Here is a 15,052-nt window from a genome sequence, read left to right as displayed (position 1 = left end):
GATGTGTCCAACCTGCCTTACGCTTCTGGCACCCGACGGGCCCCGGTCCTGCGAATGCAGCTGAGGCACGCCAAGGCGCGCGGATACCGGACGTAAGCCCGGTTCCTTCTAGTCTAGCCCCCGGCTACGGACTCCCGAAACCGGGCACACCGCAGGTGCGGCATTGAACCGACCCCGGCGGCGGCGCTATTCGGACTTGGCCGGTGCTGCGTCGGAGACGATGTCGATCCGCCAACCGGTCAGCTTGGCCGCAAGGCGTGCGTTCTGGCCTTCCTTACCGATCGCCAGCGAAAGCTGGTAATCCGGTACCACTACGCGGGCCGAGCGGGTCGACTCGTCGGTGATAGTGACCGAATTCACGCGCGACGGCGACAACGAGTTGGCAATGAACGTCGCGGGGTCGTCGCTGAAGTCGACGATGTCGATCTTTTCGTCATTCAGTTCCGTCATGACTGCGCGGACACGCGAGCCCATCTCACCGATGCAGGCACCCTTGGCATTGACGCCGGGGATGTTTGCCTTAACGGCGATCTTGGTACGGTGGCCGGCTTCGCGGGCAAGCGCGACGATCTCCACGGAGTGGTCCGCGATCTCCGGAACTTCCATTTCGAAAAGTTTGCGGACCAGGCCCGGGTGCGAACGGGACAGCGTAATGGACGGGCCTTTGGCGCCACGGTGGACGTCCACCACGAAGGCGCGCAGGCGGCTGCCGTGGAGGTACTTCTCACCGGGAACCTGCTCGGGCGGCGGCAGCAGGGCCTCGACAGCTCCAAGGTTGACCTGGATCATGTGCGGGTTGTTTCCCTGCTGGATCATGCCGGCAACGAGTTCGCCTTCACGGCCTTTGAACTCGCCCAGCACGTTGTCGTCCTCGACGTCGCGAAGACGCTGGAGGATGATCTGCCGTGCGGTGCTCGCGGCGATACGGCCGAAACCGGCAGGAGTGTCCTCGAATTCGCCGATCGGTTCGCCGTCGTCGTCGATTTCAGTGGCCCAGATGGTCACGTGGCCGCTCTTGCGATCCAGCTCAGCGCGGGCCTTTTCAAAGGCGCCGGGCGTCTTGTGGTACGCCACCAGCAGTGCCTGCTCGATGGTGGGAATCAGGAGATCCAGCGGGATTTCACGCTCACGCTCCAGGAGTCTCAGTGCGCTCATGTCAATATCCATTAGGCCTCCTCGGAAGGTCCATTGTGTTCGTCTTCCAGCGCAGCCTCGTGGAGGTGGCTGAATTCAATCTCGACTTTTCCTTGGCGGATCCTGTCGAAAGGAATAGTGATGGGGTCACCCTGCTTGGGCTTCATGCCCTTCTTGACCTCGTGCTCCGGGATCAGCGTCACGGCGTCATCGCCCACTGAGGCGATCCGGCCCAGGAGGTTGTCGCCCTGGATGACGTTGACCCTGACCATGCGTCCGCGGGCACGGTGCCAATGGCGCGGTTCCGTCAGTGGACGCCCGACTCCGGGCGAGGAGACCTCAAGGTCGTACGGGCGGCCGTCGTCCTGGGGATCGTTGTCCAGAATATCGGACAGTCCGCGCGAGACATCGGCTATGGCGTCCAGGCTGACGCCTCCGGTCTCTTCCTGCGGCAGGTCCACTACGACGTGAACCGTCCGGTGTGAGCCGGCCACGTGGATGGAAACATCCTCGAGGTAGAGCCTGCTGGCAAGGACGGCCGGTTCGAGCAGCGCTTTGAGCCTGCTCTCTTCCGGGTTGTGGATGGTGGCCGTTGAGTTCGATTCAGAACGGTCCGGTGAAGTCGTGGCTTCCGAGTCACTCACGTTGCCCGCCGCCTCCCGATAGATGTTGTTGTGACTACTAGCCTAACGATTTTCGCGGGAACTTGCGTGCACGGACTTCGCCGCCCACATGACACCATGGTCTGTTGTGGACGAGCAGAGAACCAAAAAGCGACGAGTACCAGCGTGGGGCCGGCTCGTGCTCATTTCTGTGGTGGCCCTGCTGGTTGTTGGCACCGGCATGGTGCTTATTCCGCGTGATTCCGGGACTCCCCCACCACGTTCCTTCTCCGAAAATGCCCGCCTTGCGGCGTTGGAAGACACCCTGCTGCTCCGTGATTCGGCCGTTGCGCTGGCTGACGCCCCTGGACCGGATGCCGGAAAACCTGGCGCCGACGACGCTGTGACTTTGCTGACAACCCATGCCCGCGCCCTGCTGGACCCCACCCGCCGGCTCCCCACGTCCCCGGCCGCTGCGTCACCAACCGCCACTGCTTCGTCCCCGAAAGCGACGCCGTCCGCATTCGTCACGGAGCTGTCCCGGAGCGGACAGCAGCGCCTCACCGACGCCCACGAGTCCGACGGCGGCATGGCACGCCTGCTCGCCGCCGTCGGATCCGCCCAGCTGCTGTCCGCCGAGAAGCTGGCCGCCGCGTGGAAACTGCCTGCCCCCACACTGCCCACCACCAGCAGGGTTCCCGCCACTGCGCCTGCCGCCGGATCCTGCCCTTCGGCCAGCCCGAGCCCGGACGCGGATGCCGCAACCACCGACACTGCCTTGGCGTCGTTGGTCCGCGCCCAGCACGAGGCGGTCTACGTCTATCAGGTAGCGGTCAAAAAGCTCAGTGCTTCCAGCGTCCCTGCCGCCGCCCGTGACCTCGAAGTGCATGAGGTGCTGCTCCGGCAAGCCGAGGACCTGACCGGAGTGAACTGCGGGGACGTCCCGGCAGGCGAAGCGGGGTACAGGCTCCCGGCGAAGTTCGCCAAAGACCCGGCCGCGGCATTGGCGGACCTCGAATCGTCCTCCTTGCCGCGATTCGGCGACCTAGTGGCGTTGTCCACCGGTGGGACCCGTGATTGGGCCATCGATGGCCTGCTGGCCGCTTGCCGGCGCACTACCGCCTGGGGCGCCGCTTTGCCGGCACTCCCGGGCTTGGAGCTCGACGCCGGTGACTTGCCTGCCCTTCCGACGCCCGGTGACACCGCCTCCCCCACCGCAAGCATCAGATAGGGCAGCCTAGCCATGCTGGCCAAGCCCGGGCTGCGGTGCTTGGCTTAAACCATGGCTTCCACAGAAACTGCGACCATGCATGAAAACGAACCCCACCGGGACGATCTGGCGCACCGCCTGAACTGGCTTCGGGCCGGGGTCCTGGGCGCCAACGACGGCATCGTCTCCGTCGCGGCGATCGTGGTGGGAGTGGCGGGAGCCACCACCAACTCAGGGAGCATCCTCGCCGCAGGCACGGCCGGCCTGGTGGGCGGTGCCATCTCCATGGCGTTGGGCGAGTACGTCTCAGTGAGCAGCCAGAGCGACACCCAGCGGGCCTTGATCGAAAAGGAACGCCGCGAGCTTGCCGAGGAACCCGAGGAAGAGCTCAACGAGCTGGCGGCTATCTATGAGTCAAAAGGCCTCAGCCCCAAGACTGCCCGGATAGTGGCCGAAGAACTGACGGAGCACGACGCACTGGCCGCACACCTTTCTGCCGAGCTGAACATCCACGAAGACGACATCGTCAGCCCGTGGAATGCAGCACTGGCCTCGGCGGTGGCCTTCACGCTGGGCGCGGTACTGCCCATGCTGGCCATCCTGCTTCCACCACCCGAAATGCGGGTGCCGCTCACCTTCGCGGCGGTCTTGCTGGCCCTGGCGATTACCGGCGCAGTGGGGGCCTGGATCGGCGGTGCTCCCCGGTTCCGCGCCGCAGCACGGGTGGTTGTTGGCGGCGCGCTTGCCTTGGCGGCGACGTTCTCCATCGGAACGCTCTTGGGTGCCAGCGGCGTTTTCTAGATAGCTGGCGCGGCAGCGGCGTTAGGCTGATCGCGTGACCCTTCACGCGATGATTCCGATGCCAGGCGACCTCCACGCCCGGTATAACCGTGACTCTGCGGGCCGAGACTGGTTGGCCAGCCTCCCCGGCCTTATTTCCGACGCCCTGGACCGTTGGGAGCTGGCAGTAGACCTTGCTCCCGGCGCCGAGCCTTGGAACGGCCACGGAGCCTTGGTGGTGCCCGTGGTGCGGCACGGTCAGCCCGCAGCATTGAAGATCGCGTTTCCCCATGACGAAGCCCGGGTGGAGCGCCACGCACTCACTCTGTGGGGAGGCCGCGGCGCGGTCCGGCTCCTTGCCGCAGATGCCCCGAGTTGCTCCATGCTCCTGGAACGGCTGGACGCTGCCCGCTGGCTCCAGGACGCTCCGCTGGCGGAAGCACTGGATGTGTGGGGAAGCATCATGCGTGAACTGTCCATCGCGCCGGACGACCGGCCTGAATGGCGGGACCTGGACCATATTGCCGCCACTGCGGAACGGTGGAGCGACGAACTGCCAGCTGAATGGGAACGGCTGGACCGCCCGTTCCCCAGATGGCTGCTGGAGGCCGCGCTGGAGGTATGCCAGACGCGCGGCGCCGTGGGACGTCGCGCCGGAAAAGACGTCCTGGTCCACACAGACCTGCATTTCATGAACATCCTGGCCACCCTGGATGCAAACGAGGCCGGACGCGACGCCTACCTGGCCATCGATCCGCAGCCCCAGATCGGTGAGGACGAATTCGCCGTCGCACCCATCCTGTGGAACCGCATTGGCGACCTTTCACGGACTGACCCGGAGGCTGCGTTGCGCGACCGCAGCCACGAATTCAGCCTCGCCGCCGGGCTCGATCCCGAGGCCGCCCGGCAATGGAGTATCGCCCGTGAGGTGGAGAATGCTTTGTGGTACGCCGGAAAACCCGCGCACGGCGGGGACCTGGCCCGTTCCCTCTGGGTTGCCAGCACCTTGGCCGGCCGGACATTGGATGGCCTTCCGGCCCCGCACGACCTCCCCGGCCCGGGGGAATCGGCTTAGGCAGAAGCTAGCCCGCGAAGTTGTCGTTCCAGACGTCCATACCAAGCTTGATGATGAGGGCGGCCACAACAACCAGGAAGACCACGCGTACAAAGCCGCTCCCCTTGGCTACTGCCGTACGGGCGCCCAAGTAGCCGCCGGCCATATTCGCAAGGCCGAGGACAAGCCCTACGCCCCAGAGCAGGGATCCATGCGGTAGGAAGAAGATCAAGGCTCCGGCATTGGTGGCCATGTTGACGATCTTTGCCTTGGCACTGGCTTCGAGGAAGGCATAGCCCATGGCCGAGACCAGGGCGATGATCAGGAACGACCCCGTGCCAGGGCCGATCAAACCATCGTAGAAGCCGATCACCCCGCCGATCAGGCAGGCCACGACGTAGTGCTTGTGGCCATCGTGGCGGAGCGCTGTCAGCTCCCCTGCGCTGGGACGCAGGGCGGTGAAAATTGCGACGGCGATCAGGGCAGCCACGATGATGGGCTTGAAAACACTGGCTGGAAGCGACGCCGCCAGGATCGCCCCGCCAAAACTCCCGGCCAAGGCGATGACGGCCATGGGGACCGCCGTTTTCAGGTCAGGACGGACCCGCCGGTAGTACGTGACCGCACTGGTGGTGGTCCCGAAGATGGAACCCATTTTGTTGGTCGCCAAGGCCTGGACAGGCGTGATGCCGGGCACCAGCAGCAGGGCGGGGAGCTGGATCAGTCCCCCGCCACCAACCACTGCGTCCACCCAGCCGGCCGCGAAACCAGCCACCACAATCAGGATGAGGGTGGTGAGCTGGATCGATTCGAAGCCGGAGATCACCGGTTTCGTACGGCGTTGACCACGTAATCCACGGCTTTGTCCACCGGGACGTTCTCGGCATCGCCGCTGCGGCGGTCCTTGACTTCCACGACACCGTCCACGAGTCCGCGGCCAACGGCCAGGATGGTGGGTACGCCTACGAGTTCGGCGTCGCCGAACTTAACGCCGGGAGAGACCTTTGGGCGGTCATCGAGGATGACGTCCAGGCCGGCGGCCTCCAGCTCAGCGGAAAGCTTCTCGGCGGCCTCGAAAATCTCGTCACCACGGCCAACAGCCACGACGTGGACGTCCGCGGGAGCAACGGAACGTGGCCAGACAAGGCCGCGGTCGTCATGGTTCGCTTCGGCCAGGGCTGCCACGGCGCGTGTAACACCGACACCGTAGGAGCCCATGGTGACCACTACCTGCTTGCCATTCTGGTCCAGCACCTTAAGGTCCAAGGCAGCGGCGTACTTGCGGCCGAGCTGGAAGATGTGTCCCATCTCGATGCCGCGCGCCGTTTCCAGCGGGCCGGATCCGTCAGGAGCGGGATCGCCGGGTCGCACTTCGGTGCTTTCGATGACGCCGTCCCAGGTGAAGTCGCGTCCGGCGACCAGCCCAAAGACGTGCTTGCCCTCCGCGTTGGCACCGGTGACCCAGCTCGTACCCGAAACAACGCGGGGGTCCACCAAGAAGAGGACCTTGGACGATCCCTCAAGCCCCAGGACGGGCTCATCAAGTGACAGGCCGGGGCCAATGTAACCCTTGACCAGCCACGGCAGCTTCTTGAGGTCGTCCTCGTTGGCGGCCTCGAGCCCGATTTCACCGGCGATCGGCAGGAACGCGCCGATGTTCGCTTCAACGCGCTTGAGGTCAACTGCGCGGTCGCCGGGTACGCCGATCACCACGATCTGGCGTTCACCTGTGGGCAGCGTCACGGCGAGGACCACGTTCTTGAGCGTGTCAGCGGCAGCCCATGCGCCGCCGTCGGACTCGCTGCGGGGTGCCAGCTGGTTGGCTGCGTCCACCAAAGTATCGATAGTGGGAGTGTTGGGCGTGTCCAGGACCCGGGCAGCGGGCGCGTTGGTGAAGTCGATGTCGTCCGGAACTACGGTGGTGACAGCTTCGACGTTGGCGTAGTACCCACCTGCCGAGCGCACGAAGGTGTCCTCGCCGATTTCAGTGGGGAACAGGAACTCTTCACTCTTCGAGCCGCCCATGGCACCGGCGGTCGCGGCAACGGGAATGACTTCCAGGCCGAGACGGGCAAAGATCTTCAGGTACGCGGCGCGGTGGGCAGCGTAGCTGGCATCCAAGCCGGCGTCGTCGACGTCGAAGGAGTAGGAATCCTTCATGATGAACTCGCGGCCGCGGAGGAGGCCTGCCCGGGGACGGGCTTCGTCGCGGTACTTGTTCTGGATCTGGTAGAGGCTCAACGGCAGGTCTTTGTACGAGGAGTACAGGTCCTTGACCAGCAGGGTGAACATTTCCTCATGCGTCGGCGCAAGGAGGTAGTCCGCACCCTTGCGGTCCTGGAGCCGGAACAGGCCCTCGCCGTACTCGGTCCAACGGTTCGTGGCCTCGTAGGGTTCACGCGGCAGCAGCGCCGGGAAATGGACTTCCTGGGCTCCGATCGCGGACATTTCCTGGCGGATGATCTCCTCGACCTTGCGCAGGACGCTCAGGCCAAGCGGAAGCCACGTGTAGATACCGGGTGCCGCGCGGCGGATGTAGCCGGCACGCACCAACAGCTTGTGGCTGGCGACCTCGGCGTCGACGGGATCTTCACGCAGGGTGCGCAGGAACAACTGGGAAAGGCGAAGGACCACGGGTACGTATCCGTTTCTATGGCAGATGTGGCAAAAACAACTGCCTACTAATCTACCGGCTCAGCGGGCCGCGCCCGGAACAAGCGGGGCTGTCACCCCGGCGGACACAGAAGAGCCACGCCGTCGCGTGGTGGAAGCCCCTGGCCGCGGTGGGCTGGTCATCCTGCGATGGCGTGGCTCAGCGGCCGGTGGCCGCAGACTCTGTCCTGGGACTAGTTCCCCGTTCCCTCCAGCGGAGCGGGACTGCCTGCGGCTGGGACGTATTGGTCATTGCCGAACACACGGATGATGCGGGCGCACAGGGCACCCTTCAAGGTCATTGTCACGATTCCCCCTCAATCACCCGTACCCCAACGACACGGCTTGGGAAGAACCTATGTGATAGCCGACACATTTTCAAGGACTTGAGTCCCTTGACCTTTCGTTTCACCCCTTGACCCAGCGAACTGACAGTTCTATTTTAATTTCATCAACTGATGAATTACTAGCATCGCCGGAGGCCACCATGTCCCCTGCTCCAGCGGCCATCGAGGCCACGGAACTGCACGTCTCCATAGGGCGGACACACATTCTCCGCGGCCTGGACTTCACGGTCGGGCCCGGCCGGATTACCGGACTCCTGGGTCCCTCCGGCAGCGGCAAGACGACACTCATGCGTGCCATCATGGGCGTCCAGCGGGTTACCCGCGGAACCGTCACCGTCATGGGCATCCCTGCGGGCAGCGCCTCGCTAAGGCACGACGTCGGATATGTCACCCAGGGCGCCAGCGTGTACGGGGACCTCAGCGTCGAAGCGAACGTCAGGTACTTCGGAGCCATGCACGGCGCGACGGCGGCTGACGTCACCGAGGCGATTGACGCCGTCGGACTCGCCCCGCTGGCCCGGCAGAAAGCCGCAGACCTTTCCGGCGGGCAATTCAGCAGGGTTTCGCTGGCCTGCGCGCTGGTGGCCCGCCCTAAACTGCTCATCCTGGACGAACCCACCGTTGGCTTGGACCCGGTACTCCGCGCCGAACTGTGGGAGCGCTTCGCGGCGATGGCCGCGTCGGGCACGACGCTGCTGGTGTCCAGCCACGTCATGGAAGAAGCCTCCCACTGCTCCTCGCTCCTGCTGCTGCGTGAAGGGCTCCTGCTGGCACAACTCACTCCGGCCGAGCTGGCGCTCCGCGGAGGCAGCGATGACCTGGAGCGGGCGTTTCTGACCATCATCAAGGCCGCCGACCGCGGCCAGGCAGAAAGCGAGGTGGCATCATGAACCTCCGGATGACCATCGCCACAACCCGGCGTGTCCTTGAGCAACTGCGACACGACCACCGCAGCGTTGCACTGATCCTAGTGGTCCCCGCCCTGTTGCTGGCAGCGGTCTACTTCCTGTACGAAAACGAGACGCTTCCACCCGGATTCCCGCGGACCTTCGACCGTGTTGGCCTCATGATGCTGGCCATCTTTCCCTTCGTGGTGATGTTCCTGGTCACCTCCATCACCATGCTGCGCGAACGGACGTCAGGGACCCTGGAGCGGCTCCTGACGACACCCATCCACAAAGCCGACCTGCTGTTCGGATATGCACTGGCATTCTCCATCATGGCCACCCTGCAATCCCTGGTGGCCACGGCCGTTGCGTACTGGGTCTTTGGCCTCGACATCAAGGGAAGCCCCGGATTCGTAGTGATGATCGCCGTCATCAACGCCGTCCTGGGTGTCGCTTTGGGGCTGCTGTGTTCCGCGTTTGCCCGCACCGAGTTCCAGGCCGTGCAGTTCATGCCCGTCGTGGTGGTGCCGCAGATCCTGCTGTGCGGCCTCTTCGTGACCCGGGACGACATGAACCAGGTCCTCGAGGCCATCTCAGGCGTCCTGCCACTGACGTTCTCCGTGGATGCACTCCAGGAAATCGCGGGAAACGCCGACGCCACAGCGGCACTGTGGCAGGACACCTTGATCATGGGCGGAATCGTGGTGGGCGTCCTTGTCCTGGCATCGCTGACCCTGCGGAGGCAGAGCCGGTGAGCCTCCCCCAAGTGCGGCGGGGCCGACGCAACGCCAGCGACCATTCACGCGAAGCCATCCTCGCAGCAGCCCGCCACCTTTTTGCTGAGCGTGGCTTCGAGGGGACAAGCCTCCGCCAAGTCGCCAGGGATGCGGGCGTGGATCCGGCCATGGTCCACCACTTCTTCCGCGGCAAGGACGAGCTCTTTGCTGCGAGCGTTGAGTTACCCGCAGATCCTGCCGAGGTGTTGGCCGGCGTCGAAGACCTGGACCCGGCGGCGCGGGCGGAGGCGATCGTCCGTGCTGTACTTCGGCTGTGGGAAGGTCCGGCGCAGCACGGCCTGGTGGCTTTTGTCCGGGGAACCATCGGGTCCAAAGCCAAGACGGCGCTGATGCGGGAAATGGTGAACCGCACCATCCTCTCCAGGATCATGGCCGGCGTTCCCGGAACAGCCGAGGAGGTCCGGATGCGGGGCAACCTGGTGGCGACCCAAGTGGTGGGATTGATGCTGGTCCGTTACGTGATCCGGCTTGAACCCCTGGCTTCCGCCGGCCGGGACGAAGTTGTCCGGCTGACTGCGCCGAACATCCAGCGCTACCTCACTGGGGACCTTGACGCCTCCGGCTGAGCAGCGGATAGGCCTAGAAAAGAACAGTCGCGAACGTGCCCACTTGCTCGAAGCCCACCCGCTCGTAGGTGGCACGGGCTTTGGCGTTGTAGTCGTTCACGTACAGGCTGGTCACCGGAGCGAAGGTGCGGGAAAGATTAACGACGGCGGCCATGTACCCGGCGCTCTGGCCGCGCCCACGCAGTTCCGGATTCATCCACACACCCTGGATCTGGGTAACGTCCGGGGTCACGGCACCCAGCTCGGCCTTGAAGACCACCGTGCCCGTGGCATCAATGTGCACCAGCGAATGGCCCTGTCGGATGAGCCCCGCAACCCGCCTGCTGTAGAACTCCTGGCCGCCCAGGAAGGGCGAATAGCCAACTTCTTCCTCGAACATCGCCGCGCAGGCAGGCAGGATGCGATCGAAGTCTTCCATCCTGCCGAAAGTCAGCGAAGGATTGGGGCTTGTTGTCGGTGTGCCGGAAATCGTCAGGAGCGGCTGCTGGGAGCGGACTTCATGGGCGGAGTGCCCCAACTGCTCGAAACGGGAGTACAGCGCGAGCACTGTGTCGGCCGGGCCAAAGATGGACGCGTAACGTCGACCCGTCTGGTGGGCAGCGTTGGCTACGTACCCAGCCAGTCCCGGATCGAGTTGCACGGGGACCAGGTTTGCTCCCGCCCAACAGGCCCCCAGGAGGGTCGTATCGTCGAACACTCCGAAGATACTGGCACCGCCGCTGGTGGGCGCCGCCGTACCCGTACTGTCCAAGTGCGAGAGTATGAAGACGTTGGCTACAACGTCTTCGCTTGCAAGCTCGCGAAGGGCCAGGGTGTCGGCGCTGCCGAGCACCCTGACCCCCAAGCCGGTCCCGTTACGAGACGCTAACCACGGGGCTACCCTTGACAGCATCTTCGCCATCGGCCTCCCCCATCTCTTCGGCGATGCGCATGGCCTCTTCGATCAGTGTCTCAACAATTTGGCTCTCAGGCACAGTCTTGATGACCTCGCCCTTCACGAAAATCTGGCCCTTGCCGTTACCGGAAGCCACGCCAAGGTCCGCTTCGCGTGCCTCGCCGGGGCCGTTGACAACGCAGCCCATGACCGCGACACGCAGCGGGATCTCCATGCCCTCAAGGCCTGCGGTGACCTGCTCGGCCAGCGTGTAGACGTCAACCTGGGCACGGCCGCAGGATGGGCAGGACACGATCTCGAGCTTGCGGGGGCGCAGGTTCAAGGACTGCAGGATCTGGTTTCCAACCTTGATCTCTTCCACCGGCGGGGCAGACAGGGAGACCCGGATGGTGTCGCCGATACCGCGCGACAGGAGCGCACCGAAGGCCGTGGCCGACTTGATGGTGCCTTGGAAGGCAGGTCCGGCCTCGGTCACACCGAGGTGCAGGGGCCAGTCGCCCTTCTCGGCGAGCATCTCGTAGGCGGCCACCATGATGACGGGGTCGTTGTGCTTGACCGAGATCTTGAAGTCGTGGAATCCGTGCTCTTCGAAGAGGGAGGCTTCCCAGACAGCGGACTCAACAAGGGCTTCCGGGGTGGCCTTGCCGTACTTCTTCAGGATGCCGGGCTCGAGGGAGCCTGCGTTGACGCCGATCCGGATGGACGTGCCGTGATCGCGGGCCGCCGCAGCGATTTCCTTGACCTGGTCATCGAACTTACGGATATTTCCGGGGTTGACACGGACCGCTGCGCAGCCGGCCTCAATGGCCGCAAAGACGTACTTCGGCTGGAAGTGGATGTCGGCGATCACCGGGATCTGCGACTTGCGGGCAATGATGGGCAACGCTTCGGCATCATCGGCGGACGGGCAGGCGACGCGGACAATGTCACAGCCTGATGCTGTGAGCTCCGCGATTTGCTGCAGCGTGGCGTTGATGTCCGTGGTGGGCGTGGTGGTCATCGACTGAACGCTGATGGGCGAATCAGAACCAACGCCCACTGAACCGACTTTGATCTGCCGCGTCTTACGTCGCGGGGCAAGAACGGGTGGTGGGGCTGCTGGCATTCCCAGGCTGACCGAGGTCACGTGGACTCCTTGGGTTGAGGTGGGGCGGTGTAGTGGAGGACGGCCGTGTCAGGACGTGTGGGCGGCAAGGACACCGATGACCGGGGACCATTCCGTGGTTCGGATTCCGGCGATAACGCCGGCTGCAGCGAACGGATCCTCCTTGAGGAGGTCGTTGAGCTGGGTTTCATCCGCAGACTTGAAGATCAACAGGGCGCCAGCTCCGTCACCGTACGGGCCGCTGGCAAGCAACGTGCTTTCCTCGGCCAGTCCGCCGAGCCAGGCACGGTGCGCCGGCCGGGTTTCATCGCGAAGGGCTTCGGAATCGGCGGCGTATACGTACTCAACAGCGAAAACAGTCATGGAGCTAGCCTATCCCGCCCGCTTAGCCAAAGATGTTCACGGGCTTGACGATGTCTGCGTAGATCAATAGCGCACCCATGGCCATGAGCAACGCGGCCACAACGTAGGTAGCAGGCAGCAGTTTGGCGATGTCGAAGGCCCCGGGGTCCGGTTTTCCTCTCAACCTGGCCACTTGGCGGCGTGCGCCCTCGTACAGGGCGCCAGCAACGTGGCCGCCGTCCAAGGGCAGGAGCGGTATCAGGTTGAAGATCGCCAGCGCAAAGTTGAGCCCGGCCAACAAGCCCACCAAGGTTCCAATACGCGCCTGCATGGGCACCTGTTCCATGGCGGCGACTTCGCCGGCCACCCGGCCGACGCCCACTACGCTGATGGGACCGTTGGGGTCCCGGGGTTCCTCACTGAAGGCCGCTTTCGCGACGCCCACCACCCTGGCGGGCAGGTTGAAGATCACACCGGCGATCTGCTTGATGTTCTCCCCTGCCATGGGAAGGACAGCCGACGCCGGCTGGGGTACCAGTGCGCTCTGGGCGCCGATTCCCAGGAATCCGACTTCCTGGTATTTCAGGACACCGTTGGCGTCCTGCTCCGCGCGTCCGTCAGGTCCGACCACTGGCCGGGAGGAGAGTACCGGCGTCACAGTGGTCTCCACTGACGTGCCGTTGCGCTGCACGGTTATGGGGACATCCTTGCCCGCAGATGCTCGGATCCAGCTGGTCAGCTCGTCCCAGTTGGTCACTTCCTTGCCGTCGAAGGAGGTGATGGTGTCATTCGGCTGGAGCCCGGCAGCTGCGGCAGGGGTGAGCTTGCAGTCCGCGGAATCAGGGTCCACAGTCTGGCCCGCAGCGACTTGGCACTTGGAAACGTCGGCGATTGTGGTGGTTGATTGGGCCACGCCGAATCCCATCAGCAGCACCGCCAGCAGGATCAGGCCGATGATCATGTTCATGGCGGGACCGCCGAGCATGATGATGATCTTCTTCCAGACCGGCAACTTGTAGAACACGCGCTTCTCGTCGCCCGGACCCACTTCCTCATGCGCCATCGAACGCGCTTCGGTGGCCAGTGTCTGGAACATTCCTGTACTGGAAGGGCGGACGGCGCCGCCGTCCTTGTTGGGCGGGTACATGCCGATCATGGCCACATAACCACCCAGCGGAAGGGCCTTGAAGCCGTACTCCGTTTCGCCCTTTTTCCGGGACCACAATGTGGGCCCGAAGCCGATCATGTACTTGGTGACTCGGACCTTGAAGAGCTTCGCGGGCACCAGGTGGCCTACCTCGTGCAACGCGATGGAGACCGCTACGCCAATGGCGACGAAGACGACTCCGAGAATGAAGAGAAGGACGGGACTCATACCGGTGGGACTGCTTCCATAAGGGTTTGTAGGCTACAGGGCGCTGCTGCTGGCTAAACGATCGTGGGTTCGGGCGCGTGCCCACTTCTCAGCATCCAGCACGGACTCCACCGTAAGCTCCGAGGAGCCTGAATGTTCGCTGAGGACGGACTCCACAGTGTCCACGATGTCGGTGAACCTGATGCGCCCGGCATGGAAAGCTTCGACCGCTTCTTCATTGGCAGCGTTGAACACGGCCGGGAACGTACTGCCTTGCTTCGCGGCGTCCTTGGCGAGATCCACGGCTGGGAAAGCCACGGTATCAAGTGGCTCGAACGTCCAACTGGTGGCTTGGCTCCAATCGCAGGCCTGAGCGGCGCGCGGAACACGGTCAGGCCACCCCAACCCCAGGGCAATGGGCAACCGCATGTCTGGCGGCGACGCCTGGGCGATGATGGAGCCGTCCACGAACTGGACCATCGAGTGAACCACCGATTGGGGGTGGACCACCACGTCAATCCTGTCCAAGGGAACATCGAAGAGCAGGTGGGCCTCGATCACTTCCAAACCCTTGTTGACCAGGCTGGCCGAGTTGGTGGTGACCATCAGGCCCATGTCCCAGGTGGGGTGGGCAAGGGCCTCCTGCGGTGTGACGTCATGAAGCTGTGCACGCGTGCGGCCACGGAAGGGGCCACCCGAAGCGGTGAGGATCAGCTTTTCGACTTCCTGCTCAGTGCCTGAGCGCAAGCACTGCGCTATGGCCGAATGCTCGGAGTCCACGGGGACGATCTGGCCAGGGCGGGCTGCAGCCTTGACCAGCGCGCCGCCGACGATCAGTGATTCCTTGTTGGCCAGGGCCAGTGTTGCTCCCGTGCCGAGCGCGGCCAACGTCGGGGCCAACCCTATGGAGCCTGTGATGCCGTTCAGGACAACGTCGCACGCAATGGCTGCGATCCGGGTGGAGGCATCCGGGCCGACGAAGATTTCCGGAGTGAATCCTCCGATGCCCTCGGAGGCGGCAGCGGCATCGATCATCTGCCGGAGCGCCGCAGGGTCGCCGTGGGCGATCCCCACCGCTTGGGCGCGGGTATGGACGGCCTGCTGCGCAATGAGTCCAAGGTTTCCGCCGCCCGCACTGAGCGCCACCACCTCGAAGCGGTGAGGCGCGGCATCGACGACGTCAAGCGCCTGTGTGCCGATGGAACCGGTGGACCCGAGGATGACGATCTTGCGCGGCTGCATTCCTTAAGTATCCCAGCCGCGGGAGAAGGCAGCGACCGGACCTGGAGCTATGTGGAGAACCGCCGGCCGGGCGTACCGTGGAACC

At 64.4% G+C, this 15,052-nt stretch carries 15 protein-coding genes; 6 read left to right on the top strand and 9 right to left on the bottom strand.

All coding sequences use genetic code 11. The features are described from left to right. Positions 1 to 186: 186 nt before the first annotated feature. Together nusA and rimP are read right to left on the bottom strand one after the other, a co-directional pair. The gene (nusA, locus tag ABHM97_RS17750) at positions 187 to 1,167 is read right to left on the bottom strand and encodes a transcription termination factor NusA (protein WP_235521798.1); all 981 of its coding nucleotides are present in this window, start codon (positions 1,165 to 1,167) and stop codon (positions 187 to 189) included. Further along, a complete protein-coding gene (gene rimP, locus ABHM97_RS17745) occupies positions 1,167 to 1,778 on the bottom strand; it encodes a ribosome maturation factor RimP (protein WP_235521797.1) in 612 nt (203 codons plus the stop codon). Before rimP ends, nusA begins: the two co-directional genes overlap by 1 nt. A gap of 157 nt (positions 1,779 to 1,935) precedes the next feature. On the opposite strand from rimP, the gene ABHM97_RS17740 reads away from it, so the two are divergent. Genes ABHM97_RS17740 through ABHM97_RS17730 form a run of 3 tightly spaced genes read left to right on the top strand, consistent with a single transcriptional unit; the run spans position 1,936 to position 4,801 of the window. After that, positions 1,936 to 2,967, top strand: a complete 1,032-nt coding sequence (locus tag ABHM97_RS17740; protein ID WP_349471705.1) for a DUF4439 domain-containing protein — start codon at positions 1,936 to 1,938, stop codon at positions 2,965 to 2,967. Between the two features lie 51 nt (positions 2,968 to 3,018). Then, positions 3,019 to 3,747 (top strand): VIT1/CCC1 transporter family protein, encoded by a 729-nt coding sequence (locus ABHM97_RS17735; protein WP_349471704.1) that lies wholly within the window; start codon positions 3,019 to 3,021, stop codon positions 3,745 to 3,747. Positions 3,748 to 3,781: 34 nt separating this feature from the next. Next, positions 3,782 to 4,801 carry an aminoglycoside phosphotransferase family protein gene (locus ABHM97_RS17730; protein WP_349471703.1) on the top strand — a complete coding sequence of 340 codons (1,020 nt, stop codon included), beginning with the start codon at positions 3,782 to 3,784 and terminating at the stop codon, positions 4,799 to 4,801. Positions 4,802 to 4,808: 7 nt separating this feature from the next. On the opposite strand, the gene ABHM97_RS17725 is transcribed toward ABHM97_RS17730, so the two are convergent. Together ABHM97_RS17725 and ABHM97_RS17720 are read right to left on the bottom strand one after the other, a co-directional pair. Beyond that, positions 4,809 to 5,606: a sulfite exporter TauE/SafE family protein gene (locus ABHM97_RS17725; protein ID WP_235521793.1), complete on the bottom strand. Its 798-nt coding sequence runs from the start codon at positions 5,604 to 5,606 to the stop codon at positions 4,809 to 4,811. Next, positions 5,603 to 7,414, bottom strand: a complete 1,812-nt coding sequence (locus ABHM97_RS17720; RefSeq protein ID WP_349471702.1) for a proline--tRNA ligase — start codon at positions 7,412 to 7,414, stop codon at positions 5,603 to 5,605. Before ABHM97_RS17720 ends, ABHM97_RS17725 begins: the two co-directional genes overlap by 4 nt. 505 nt (positions 7,415 to 7,919) lie before the next feature. Between ABHM97_RS17720 and ABHM97_RS17715 the strand changes: the two genes are divergently transcribed. The 3 genes from ABHM97_RS17715 to ABHM97_RS17705 are packed head-to-tail and all read left to right on the top strand — an operon-like array spanning position 7,920 to position 10,029. After that, positions 7,920 to 8,669, top strand: a complete 750-nt coding sequence (locus tag ABHM97_RS17715; RefSeq protein WP_349471701.1) for an ABC transporter ATP-binding protein — start codon at positions 7,920 to 7,922, stop codon at positions 8,667 to 8,669. A gap of 8 nt (positions 8,670 to 8,677) precedes the next feature. Then, positions 8,678 to 9,421, top strand: a complete 744-nt coding sequence (locus ABHM97_RS17710; protein WP_349471752.1) for an ABC transporter permease — start codon at positions 8,678 to 8,680, stop codon at positions 9,419 to 9,421. After that, the gene (locus tag ABHM97_RS17705) at positions 9,418 to 10,029 is read left to right on the top strand and encodes a TetR/AcrR family transcriptional regulator (protein ID WP_235521790.1); all 612 of its coding nucleotides are present in this window, start codon (positions 9,418 to 9,420) and stop codon (positions 10,027 to 10,029) included. The genes ABHM97_RS17710 and ABHM97_RS17705 overlap by 4 nt, the downstream gene beginning before the upstream one ends. A 13-nt stretch (positions 10,030 to 10,042) precedes the next feature. On the opposite strand, the gene ABHM97_RS17700 is transcribed toward ABHM97_RS17705, so the two are convergent. The 5 genes from ABHM97_RS17700 to dxr are packed head-to-tail and all read right to left on the bottom strand — an operon-like array spanning position 10,043 to position 14,967. Beyond that, positions 10,043 to 10,921, bottom strand: a complete 879-nt coding sequence (locus ABHM97_RS17700) for a GNAT family N-acetyltransferase (protein ID WP_349471751.1) — start codon at positions 10,919 to 10,921, stop codon at positions 10,043 to 10,045. Continuing rightward, a complete protein-coding gene (gene ispG, locus ABHM97_RS17695) occupies positions 10,884 to 12,050 on the bottom strand; it encodes a flavodoxin-dependent (E)-4-hydroxy-3-methylbut-2-enyl-diphosphate synthase (RefSeq protein WP_235521789.1) in 1,167 nt (388 codons plus the stop codon). Before ispG ends, ABHM97_RS17700 begins: the two co-directional genes overlap by 38 nt. A gap of 48 nt (positions 12,051 to 12,098) precedes the next feature. Then, positions 12,099 to 12,392, bottom strand: a complete 294-nt coding sequence (locus tag ABHM97_RS17690; RefSeq protein WP_235521788.1) for a YciI family protein — start codon at positions 12,390 to 12,392, stop codon at positions 12,099 to 12,101. 22 nt (positions 12,393 to 12,414) lie between these two features. Continuing rightward, positions 12,415 to 13,746: a M50 family metallopeptidase gene (locus tag ABHM97_RS17685; RefSeq protein ID WP_235521787.1), complete on the bottom strand. Its 1,332-nt coding sequence runs from the start codon at positions 13,744 to 13,746 to the stop codon at positions 12,415 to 12,417. Positions 13,747 to 13,779: 33 nt separating this feature from the next. Further along, on the bottom strand, positions 13,780 to 14,967 hold the full coding sequence (dxr, locus tag ABHM97_RS17680; protein ID WP_349471700.1) for a 1-deoxy-D-xylulose-5-phosphate reductoisomerase: 1,188 nt from the start codon (positions 14,965 to 14,967) through the stop codon (positions 13,780 to 13,782). Between the last annotated feature and the right edge of the window lie 85 nt (positions 14,968 to 15,052).

Source organism: Paenarthrobacter sp. CAP02 (assembly GCF_040137855.1).
Taxonomy (GTDB): Bacteria; Actinomycetota; Actinomycetes; order Actinomycetales; family Micrococcaceae; genus Arthrobacter.
This window is presented reverse-complemented; position numbering and strand designations above follow the sequence as displayed.

Excerpts from the sequence above, each read along its gene's own strand:
- nusA (WP_235521798.1), bottom strand. The coding sequence starts at position 1,167 with ATGGATATTGACATGAGCGCACTGAGACTCCTGGAGCGTGAGCGTGAA.
- ABHM97_RS17735 (WP_349471704.1), top strand. The coding sequence starts at position 3,019 with ATGGCTTCCACAGAAACTGCGACCATGCATGAAAACGAACCCCACCGG.
- ABHM97_RS17715 (WP_349471701.1), top strand. The coding sequence starts at position 7,920 with ATGTCCCCTGCTCCAGCGGCCATCGAGGCCACGGAACTGCACGTCTCC.
- ABHM97_RS17710 (WP_349471752.1), top strand. The coding sequence starts at position 8,678 with ATGACCATCGCCACAACCCGGCGTGTCCTTGAGCAACTGCGACACGAC.
- ABHM97_RS17700 (WP_349471751.1), bottom strand. The coding sequence starts at position 10,921 with ATGCTGTCAAGGGTAGCCCCGTGGTTAGCGTCTCGTAACGGGACCGGC.
- ABHM97_RS17690 (WP_235521788.1), bottom strand. The coding sequence starts at position 12,392 with ATGACTGTTTTCGCTGTTGAGTACGTATACGCCGCCGATTCCGAAGCC.
- ABHM97_RS17685 (WP_235521787.1), bottom strand. The coding sequence starts at position 13,746 with ATGAGTCCCGTCCTTCTCTTCATTCTCGGAGTCGTCTTCGTCGCCATT.
- dxr (WP_349471700.1), bottom strand. The coding sequence starts at position 14,967 with ATGCAGCCGCGCAAGATCGTCATCCTCGGGTCCACCGGTTCCATCGGC.